The sequence below is a fragment of the Agrobacterium sp. CCNWLW155 genome (assembly GCF_036888815.1).
GTDB classification, from domain to species: domain Bacteria; phylum Pseudomonadota; class Alphaproteobacteria; order Rhizobiales; family Rhizobiaceae; genus Agrobacterium; species Agrobacterium radiobacter.
In genome coordinates this window covers 18,872-27,319 of sequence record NZ_JBAKFW010000026.1, presented here as the reverse complement: position 1 = coordinate 27,319, position 8,448 = coordinate 18,872, and the positions used below count along the sequence as shown (strand labels likewise).

The 8,448-nt window shown below is 58.8% G+C and carries 9 protein-coding genes and 3 pseudogenes; 5 read left to right on the top strand and 7 right to left on the bottom strand.

Annotated elements, in window-relative coordinates:
• Positions 1-66: 66 nt before the first annotated feature.
• The 4 genes and pseudogenes from V6S97_RS27990 to V6S97_RS27975 form a co-directional block, all read left to right on the top strand.
• Positions 67-741 (top strand): annotated as a pseudogene (locus V6S97_RS27990) (type IV secretory system conjugative DNA transfer family protein); the annotation flags it as partial.
• A gap of 69 nt (positions 742-810) precedes the next feature.
• A complete protein-coding gene (locus V6S97_RS27985) occupies positions 811-1,206 on the top strand; it encodes a hypothetical protein (RefSeq protein WP_107677899.1) in 396 nt (131 codons plus the stop codon).
• A 340-nt stretch (positions 1,207-1,546) separates the two neighbouring features.
• Positions 1,547-1,840 (top strand): WGR domain-containing protein, encoded by a 294-nt coding sequence (locus tag V6S97_RS27980; protein WP_107677900.1) that lies wholly within the window; start codon positions 1,547-1,549, stop codon positions 1,838-1,840.
• A gap of 51 nt (positions 1,841-1,891) precedes the next feature.
• Positions 1,892-2,163: pseudogene (locus V6S97_RS27975) on the top strand (HU family DNA-binding protein).
• 58 nt (positions 2,164-2,221) lie between these two features.
• Here V6S97_RS27975 and V6S97_RS27970 read toward each other — a convergent pair.
• The 7 genes from V6S97_RS27970 to V6S97_RS27940 all read right to left on the bottom strand — a co-directional run bounded on the left by V6S97_RS27970 (position 2,222) and on the right by V6S97_RS27940 (position 7,096).
• Positions 2,222-2,395 carry a hypothetical protein gene (locus tag V6S97_RS27970; RefSeq protein ID WP_192886681.1) on the bottom strand — a complete coding sequence of 58 codons (174 nt, stop codon included), beginning with the start codon at positions 2,393-2,395 and terminating at the stop codon, positions 2,222-2,224.
• A 285-nt stretch (positions 2,396-2,680) separates the two neighbouring features.
• A complete protein-coding gene (locus V6S97_RS27965) occupies positions 2,681-2,842 on the bottom strand; it encodes a hypothetical protein (protein WP_003508801.1) in 162 nt (53 codons plus the stop codon).
• 319 nt (positions 2,843-3,161) lie between these two features.
• Complete coding sequence (locus V6S97_RS27960; protein WP_334428305.1) at positions 3,162-3,476, bottom strand: DUF736 domain-containing protein; 315 nt, start codon at positions 3,474-3,476, stop codon at positions 3,162-3,164.
• A gap of 665 nt (positions 3,477-4,141) precedes the next feature.
• Complete coding sequence (locus V6S97_RS27955; protein WP_244600799.1) at positions 4,142-4,750, bottom strand: RES family NAD+ phosphorylase; 609 nt, start codon at positions 4,748-4,750, stop codon at positions 4,142-4,144.
• Positions 4,737-5,453 carry an antitoxin Xre/MbcA/ParS-like domain-containing protein gene (locus tag V6S97_RS27950; RefSeq protein ID WP_107677902.1) on the bottom strand — a complete coding sequence of 239 codons (717 nt, stop codon included), beginning with the start codon at positions 5,451-5,453 and terminating at the stop codon, positions 4,737-4,739. The genes V6S97_RS27955 and V6S97_RS27950 overlap by 14 nt, the downstream gene beginning before the upstream one ends.
• Positions 5,454-5,601: 148 nt before the next feature.
• The gene (locus V6S97_RS27945) at positions 5,602-6,534 is read right to left on the bottom strand and encodes an ArdC family protein (protein WP_334428303.1); all 933 of its coding nucleotides are present in this window, start codon (positions 6,532-6,534) and stop codon (positions 5,602-5,604) included.
• A gap of 187 nt (positions 6,535-6,721) precedes the next feature.
• Positions 6,722-7,096, bottom strand: a complete 375-nt coding sequence (locus V6S97_RS27940) for a VOC family protein (protein ID WP_107677950.1) — start codon at positions 7,094-7,096, stop codon at positions 6,722-6,724.
• A gap of 656 nt (positions 7,097-7,752) precedes the next feature.
• Here V6S97_RS27940 and V6S97_RS27935 point away from each other — a divergent pair.
• Positions 7,753-8,382: pseudogene (locus V6S97_RS27935) on the top strand (Tn3 family transposase); the annotation flags it as partial.
• Between the last annotated feature and the right edge of the window lie 66 nt (positions 8,383-8,448).

Sequence of the window (8,448 nt, the reverse complement as noted above, 5' to 3'; positions counted from 1 at the left end):
GCTAAGGAACGCCGCGTAAGTTCTCATTCCGTTCGTCCTTAGCGTACGATTTCGGACTGCTCTTGTTCTGACCCCAACTATGCCGGTCTGGTCTCCGGCGACAGTTTCTCGACTGACGATCTCGCGAACGGCGAGACCGACATTTTTATAGCGCTCGATCTGAAAGTACTGGAAGCCCATCCGGGCTTCGCACGCGTCGTCATCGGTTCGCTCCTGAACGCAATCTATAATCACAAGGGCAATGTGAAGGGTCGCACCCTTTTCCTGCTCGACGAGGTGGCGCGCCTCGGCTATCTGCGCATCCTTGAAACCGCCCGAGACGCAGGCCGAAAGTACGGCATCACGCTGACGATGATCTTCCAGTCGCTCGGCCAGATGCGCGAGGCGTATGGCGGGCGTGATGCGACGAGCAAATGGTTCGAATCCGTATCGTGGATTTCTTTCTCGGCGATCAATGATCCCGATACCGCCGACTACATCTCGAAGCGATGTGGCGACACGACGGTCGAGGTAGACCAAACCAATCGCTCGTCTGGAATGAAGGGATCGTCGCGATCACGATCGAAGCAGCTGAACCGCCGGCCGTTGATCCTTCCGCATGAGGTTCTGCGCATGCGCGCCGACGAGCAGATCGTCTTCACCTCGGGCAATGCACCCCTTCGATGCGGGCGAGCCGTCTGGTTCCGCCGCGAGGACATGAAGGCCTGTGTCGGCACGAACAGGTTTCATCGTAGTGAATAGTAGATGTAACGTGGCGTTGGACGCTTTGAACCTTTCCCGGCAACCACGGAGTCAGGAGGAACACTAAAGATGCAATGGAAAAATGACTGGTATTCCCTGATGGGACCGCTGAACATTTGGGCGGCATTCATGGCGTTGACGCCGATCATCGTTGTCGAAGCGATCATCAGCCTTGGGGTATTCCTACCTCATGGGGGTTTGATGCTGAGGATCGTTGCTTTGATCTGCACGGCCGGTTTTGTGCCCTTGGCGATCCTTGCCGAAATTGCACCGCCATTCGTGACAAAAGAAGAGGTGAGATGGCGCAATCGCAATACCGAGATGCTCTTCGAAGGTAATGGGGTATGGGAGGATGTTCCATTCCTGCCACCGATATTGAACAGGCTTCGTTCAAAAACCGGTAAGCGTAGGCAGCAGGACGACGAACGAGAAACTGCGGCAAATGCCAGAACGGTCAGTACGTGATGCATCGGGCGATGAGCGCTACGGTGGTCGTGGTTGGCGGTAAGTTGTCCTACGAGCGCGCCGTTGGGAGGGATCGAACCGTCGCGCGCCTCCGCCACCGCAACCAGGCCATTCCTGCATTATCATCCGTCGGCATGGCCGGCCATGCGAGACAGAAACGCGACGGTCGAAACTGCGCAGCGGGTTTGGTGAGCGTAGCGAGAAGAGCCGGGCGGCGAAGTCGTCTCGCCCGAGCGGAGCATGATCGATCACCGATATCCATCACGAAAATGAATCGAAAGCGGCCCTTCGATTCAGAAGTGTCGTTGGACCATAGCGTGAACATCGACGATCATTGGGCATGAGTATTCACCACTACCAGCTCTATTGCCAGAGGATTGACGTCAGCCGGAACATGGCCCGATATTACTCGCTTGCGATCCAGCAAACCCTGTTCGGAGAAACCGCGTTGGTACGGACATGGGGACGGATCGGCAAGGCAGGTGGAGAGATGACAGAAGTGTTCGGTACGGAGAAGGAGGCGATTTCCCGTTTTCTCGAGCTGATGCTTCAGAAAAGAAAACGAGGTTATCGCCCCGTAAGAAGTTGTGGAAACACCGTCGGGGCCACCAATTCGGAGAGCATCGGCACGTGACAATCGCGGGGCCGGCTGAAAAGGTTTTCCGTCTTTAACGAGGAAACCATCATGACCACAACCAATGAAATCGCCGATAAGATCAACAGGGCCTGACCAAAGCGCAGGCGAAGACGATTGTCGAGACCGTCTTCGCATCCATCATGGCGACTGCTACATCCGGCGCGGAAACATCGATATCGGGGTTCGGCAAGTTTAAAATCAAGAACACGCCGGAGCGCGAGGCCCGCAATCCAGGAACGGGTGCGACCATCAAGGTTGCAGCTGCGCGGAAACTTACCTTCCAGCCCGCGAAGGCATTGAAGGATACGCTCAACAAATGAGCCGACGCAGAAGAAACGAATGCCAAGAAGTAGCCGCGTAAGCGGCTACCTGGGGCCATTATCGGCCTCGCTCGGGGCTACGTTCATAGCTGATCTCGATTTCGACGAAGAACGGGATCTTGATCGCGAGCTTCAGGCCGAGCTTGCCGTCCCGGAAGACGTGAGAGATGACTTTGCCCAGTATACGGAGCCGGCGACCTGTGCGGTTGAGGAATTGAGCGAGGCGTTTCATTGAAATCTCTCCTTGTCGATTGCGGTTATCCCGGGGAGAGAATGCGGACCGGAAAGTCCGGCTGCACCGTCAGGCCGGAGCAACGTGGAGGACCTTGCGCTGCCGGAATTTTGGACCGCGAGGAGCTGTTTACGGCGGGGAAAATTCTGGCCGCGAAAAGTTGCTGACTGACCGTGCGGGACGCACGATCCCCGATAATCGATGACCGTCCTCAAAAGGAGAAGGTGAAAGCGTCGCGCCTCACCGCGACGGGAGCGGTGGCACGACGTTCTGCGACAACCGCCCTTAGAAGGGCGGCACGGCGTCAGTGGAACCTTCCTGCTCGGCCATGATGACCGCCAGCTCAGCCTGAGCAAGTTCGAGTTCGACGGCAATCTCGTGACGTTCGTCAGGATGGCAGTGATTCAGTTCGCGGCGCAGTTCTTCGATGTGTTGTTCCAGCAGCATCGTCGTCTCCTTGACGTTTGGGAAAGATGACGCCGCGGGGCGGGAGGAAATGGCGGGGTCAAGGATCGCGCCAGCGACCGCCGGAGGCGGCAAGCGGAGGAACCGATTTTCTGGTGGCGCCCTTCAGGGCGGCTCCTGAAAATTGGAGGGGCCGCGAAGTTCTTGAAGCCGGTACTTCCTCACGGCACCATTGGTCACTCTGAGCAGACCCCACCTCTCCGTATCGCGACCGGAAGAAAAAAGCGGGCTCGATGCCCGGTTTCTTCTTGTACTGAGCGCGGGGTAAGCCCCGCCGTTTCCGGCGGGGCGGTGTTTTCGATCAGACGTCACGCTTCGGGCGGTTCCAGACCAGGGTGTAGTCGCCATCCTTCTCGGCAGGCCACAGGGCGGCGTTGATCGGAGCGTTGAAGCTCGGGTCGTCGAGCTTGACGGAGATGTAGGGCTCGCCGTCGTTGGAGACCTGGCTCCAGCCTGCGCCGATTTCAACGCCGGGGCCGGCGGTGATGCGGAAGTCGGGAGCGTCGCGCGAGGTACGCTCGATCGGGTTCAGGCGGGCCTTCAGGGAGACGGTGAGGGTGCGGACGTTGCCAGTGATGGTGTTGCCGCTGGTGGTGAATTCGCCGATGACTGCCATTGTCGTGATCCTTTCGGGTTGATCGGGCCGCGACCATCGCGTCCTCGATGACTGTCGAATTGATCGGGGACGATCGGACCGCATCCCCAAGGGACCGGAATACAATGGAGGGCGGCACGAGACGGCTTTCTTGGACCGCGAGGAATGCGAACGCAGTTTGCAGGGGAAGAAAGTTGGCGATGCCGTTGCGGGAGGACGATCGAGGCGCAGCCGCTCTTCGATCAGACATGTCAAATCGAGGCCGCGTTGGCCGCGCCCGCGTGCTATGTCCGAATGGATGACACCAATGGCCACATCAATCGTCAGGGAATTTGCCGATCGAATGCGGCAAGTCCTGGAAATGTCGTCGGACTCTCTGCCTCGATGACGGCTTCCGGTGTCCGATCGGGCAGAAGTCATCCATGTTTGTTCTTGTTCGCCAAGAATGATCCGTTGTTGGCAGGACGCAGGGGGCCAGTCGCAGCAACACTGCTTAGTAGCCGCATGACGTAAGATCGCGTCCGCTGACACCGGACCGGACAAGCCGCACTGTCCGGTTCAGAATTCGCGAGCAGCATATTCTGACTTGCACTCAATCGCAGCTGATTGATCCCGCCCCCCCCTCGGTCGACGGCGGGTGTCCACGCATCCCTGCCGCGGCCATAAGCGCCTCGGCCGAACGCCTGTCATGGAGAGCGGGCGCTCCGGACCGAGACACCGATTTTCTTCAGCGCGGGAACGAGGCCTGGGTGTCGAAGAAGCTCGATTGCCGGCGTCGTTGCGAGCTTGCGCGTCACCGCACGGTCGTAGACCGCCAGACAATGGGCGCCTGTCAACCGCGATGCGTATAATAACCCGTCGGCATCGAAGGTCCCGTAGACGGCCTCGCTCAGCGCCTGCCCATCGTTGTGGGCTTTCGCACGGGCAGCATCGGTGCTGACTCCTAGCTTGAGCAAACCGGTGGTTCTCAGGTCGAGGACGGCCAAGGGATCGACAGCGGAAACCTCGGCAATCGCCCAGTCTTCGAACTCTGTTTCATCAAGCACCCGGTCGGCGCTGCCCTCGAAGCGGTCACGCACGATCGTTTCCGCAATCGCCGTCGGCAGATCCTGTGCGATGTAGGCCAGGCGGAATCTCCTGTGAGGGCTGGAAAAGCGGCTATTGCCAAAGCCCATGCCGAGTGGCGTCGCCATGTGGGCGCGCGGCAAAACGCGCAGCCAGGCATTCGGCCGAAACGCTAGTGCGAGATCGGCAACTGTTTTGGGATCGAGCTTCACAGTATCAGCCGAAATCATGCTCGGCCGCAGCAAGGACCTCGTCCAGACGGCCATTTTTCATGAGATCCAACGGCGAGCCGCCGATATCGGGCTTCGTCCAGATTAACCATTGCCATGCGACACGAGGATTGGCGATGATCCGCGTCACCTGAGCCATGCCCTCTACCGGGCGTCCATCGACGAACTGCGCCAATGGAAAGACATGCTTGCGTTCGCCCTTCAGCAGACCAATCACCGCGCCACGCCTCTGCCAGTCGTGCAGGGTCGACCGTTTCGTGCCAAATGTCTTTTCGATCTCGGCCGGTCCCGCGACAGGACCGGCCCAGTCCTCGAGACGCGTCGGCTCTGCAAAAGCTGCAAGTCTGCGCCTTCCTTCATCGAGATCGATGGGCGCGGGAAGACCGGCGCCCTGACTGACCTCGACGGACTTGCCAACCGCAAGCGGCGCGAGGCGGACGTCCGCTTCCGCGACGAGGCCAGCGACCGCGACCTCGACGGCTTGCGCCAGCTCGCGTTCGTCGGCAACGAGCCGGCGTTGCTGGTCGGCGGCAAGACGTGCGGTTGCCGCGGTGACTGCGGCGACGACACGCCCCGTCGCGGCAAGCGCCGTCTTGGAAAGACGTGGATTATGACGGGCGAGGACCTCAACGACATCGGCGATGGCCGCCGGGTTCAACCCCGACAGGGAGGTTGCTGACGATTTTCTGACGGATGTGACCATGTTCCTGCTCCAATCATCTGCGACGATAGATAGTACAGATTGTCCGGAATGTCCAGATTGCAGGGCGCATTTACAATGTGGCGCATTGGTCCGCAGACGGCCATTGTTTTGCTCGAACCAAAGAACGCCCAAAAAGAGACGAGCGCGATCACGCTACCTTCCTCGTTTCGCGGGCGTCCGCCTGCGGCTGAAGACCGTGGAGATAATTGACCGCCCGCTGCGCATGGGCTGCCGCCTGAAAAATCGCCCGCTTGTCGTTGGCCAGGACCGAGAGCCACGACTGCAGATAGGAGGCGTGATCTGGCCGCGGCTCGAGCTCCGGCGCGATGCCAAGGTCGGCGCAGAGGAAGCAACTGCCAAGTTCTGCAATGAGTTCTTCCCGCGCCCGCTCTGTCCGGTCTTTCGCATAGCACGACAAGTCTCGTCCGACGCGATGCTCCGCCGCCGTCCAGTGAGTCGCCTCATGACTGAGGACGGCCGCGTACCCGGCGGCATCGCGAAACGCCTCGAAGGGTGGCATCTGGATATAGTCCATCACCGGGAAATAGTAGGCCTGGTTGCCACCATGCCGGATGACCGCGCCTGTATTGCGAAAGAAGCGATCAGCGCTTTCGATCCGCTCGATCGGATCAAGGACCTTGGCGGGCGGTGCATAATAGCTCTCGGGCAAACCGTCGATCTGCTCGACGTTGAACACTGAATAGGCCTTCAGGAACGGGATCTCCCGATCGACCTCGTTACCGTTCCCGTCCACCTCAGACCTGATGAAACGTCTGGCGATAACAACGGTCGAGCCGGTCTCGCCTTTGCGCACAGCCCCTCCCAATTCAAGCGCCTGCTTGAACGTCATCCACATTGACGAGACGAAGCCGCGCGATATCTGCTCCGACCACAGGAGCAGCACGTTCATGCCCGAATAGGGCTGACCGTTGTGGCGCACGGGCCGACTGATGCGACTGTGCGTGTTGGCGGCGCTCCACGGTCTCATCCAGGGACGCACTCCATATTCGAGCTCCTCGACGATCCGATCGGTGATCCGCGTGTAAATGTCGCTACGGTCCGATTCTAATTTCTTTGCCATGACTTCTATCTCCTTTTCTTAGGACCGCGCCGATCGCGGTCCGTCGCGGAGGTCCGAAGTCAGGAGCCGATGATGTGGCCATGCACCGGAACGGCCGCAACAGCGTGGAGGACGGCAAAGCCGTTGCTTGGGCGCCCGGCGGAACCTCCAGGTTGCTTTAACGACGATGTCTTCTTCGACGCCGATATTACTTCGTTGGCGGAGACCGCGCCGTGAGTTTGTTTCCGTCCGGATCGCGAAGATAGGCTACGAATGCCCCGTTCGGACGCTCCGTAGGCGGGTTCTCGATCGTCGTGCCGCCATGCATGACACCAGCCTCGTGCCACGCCAGCACACGATCGGGGCTCGCAGCGGCTATACCGATAGTCCCCCCGTTAGCTGCGGTCGCCGGCTCGCCGTCGATCGGCTTCGTGATCATCAGCCGACCACCCTCGTGGGCATAGATCAGCCTTCCTCTCGCATCCATCTCCCCGGGCTTGCCTCCCAATGCTGCGAACGTGGCATCGTAGAAGCCTCTCGCCCGCTCCAAATCGTTGCTTCCAATCATGACGTGCGTGAACATGCTTCATCTCCAGTAAAATATCGATAGCCACCAAACGCGCTATCAAATAGAAACCTGTTTTCCAGGGCTTTTGCGACATCACACAATAGGATGTCTTGCACTGGCCGCAATCTCCGGTGTTGGCGGTTTGCCGAGGCAGGGAAGCAGACGGCTGCTTTCAGGAGATTATACGGTTAGCAGCCATGATAGACATGAGGGCGCTGGGCTCTCGCTCAGCGAGCGTCTCGACCGGTACAACAATAGAAGAGCTTTCAAGCTCTTGATGCAAATCGAACCGGCGACACTACTGTTAGCGGAGGCTCCAATCCAACGATATGCCGCCCCTCCGCCATCATGGACATGCGGCGAAACAGTCCTCATAGTGCGGAAAAATATCGGCGCGCCAGACCAACTCTCAATAGCATTGCGAGCGAACCAGCGAACGGGGCTGAAATACGGGTGAGGGCCGAGCCTTGCGGGAACGAAGGAAGCGTCCGAAAACCATCCGCGCTAGGGTCATTACGGGTTGAACCCGCCTGCTCAACTTAATTAGCTAAGTCTCTGATTACATGCTGGTGCCCGCCATAAGACTCTATTATGGAAACCAGTCACCAATGGTTTCCGGAGCAGGCGTGGCAGGCTTTAGAACAACTAAACTCCTAGCGAAGATCGAGGCCGATACGGGTGGTGCGAGTGATCATATCTTCGGGCTCTTCGCCTTGATCGGAAAGCGGTTCTCACCGCGACTGCGCAATCTCAAAGACCGGAAGTTCCACACCTTAGAAAAGAGCGGTGCATATCCTGCGCTGTCGAATCACATCGGGGCACCGATCAATACCAGTCTGATCCTCGATCATTGGGACGATCTGCTCCATCTCGCGGCGTCGATCACGACGCGGTCCGTGGTGCCGCCTACGATACTCAAGAGGCTGTCTGCGTCTCCGAAGCAAAGCCATCTTGCGAGGGCGCTCCGCGAGCTCGGCCGTATTGAAAGGTCACTCTTCATGATCGAATGGTACTCAAGCCCGGCACTACGGCGCAGATGCCAAGCCGGTCTCAACAAGGGCGAGGCCGCCCATAAGATGAAACGAGCTGTGTTCTTCCACGAGCGCGGCGAGATCCACGACCGGCCGTTCGAGAGCCAAGCATTCCGCGCCTCAGAGCTCAATCTCGTCGTCAGTGCAATTGTTCACTGGAATACCGTCTATCTTGATCGCGCGGTCACACAGCTGAAACGAGCGGGACGAGACATTCCTGATACTCTGTTGAAGCACATGATAGGTATTGCTTTTCGAAGTTTTGAAATTTTCATGAAAAGACGTGCTGGTGAGATCACTCGCCGCCCCTAAGTATTGTGGCCGTGCTGGAGGAGG

Coding starts and splice junctions, on each gene's coding strand:
- V6S97_RS27985 (WP_107677899.1), top strand. CDS start 811: ATGCAATGGAAAAATGACTGGTATTCCCTGATGGGACCGCTGAACATT.
- V6S97_RS27980 (WP_107677900.1), top strand. CDS start 1,547: ATGAGTATTCACCACTACCAGCTCTATTGCCAGAGGATTGACGTCAGC.
- V6S97_RS27970 (WP_192886681.1), bottom strand. CDS start 2,395: ATGAAACGCCTCGCTCAATTCCTCAACCGCACAGGTCGCCGGCTCCGT.
- V6S97_RS27965 (WP_003508801.1), bottom strand. CDS start 2,842: ATGCTGCTGGAACAACACATCGAAGAACTGCGCCGCGAACTGAATCAC.
- V6S97_RS27960 (WP_334428305.1), bottom strand. CDS start 3,476: ATGGCAGTCATCGGCGAATTCACCACCAGCGGCAACACCATCACTGGC.
- V6S97_RS27955 (WP_244600799.1), bottom strand. CDS start 4,750: ATGATTTCGGCTGATACTGTGAAGCTCGATCCCAAAACAGTTGCCGAT.
- V6S97_RS27950 (WP_107677902.1), bottom strand. CDS start 5,453: ATGGTCACATCCGTCAGAAAATCGTCAGCAACCTCCCTGTCGGGGTTG.
- V6S97_RS27945 (WP_334428303.1), bottom strand. CDS start 6,534: ATGGCAAAGAAATTAGAATCGGACCGTAGCGACATTTACACGCGGATC.
- V6S97_RS27940 (WP_107677950.1), bottom strand. CDS start 7,096: ATGTTCACGCACGTCATGATTGGAAGCAACGATTTGGAGCGGGCGAGA.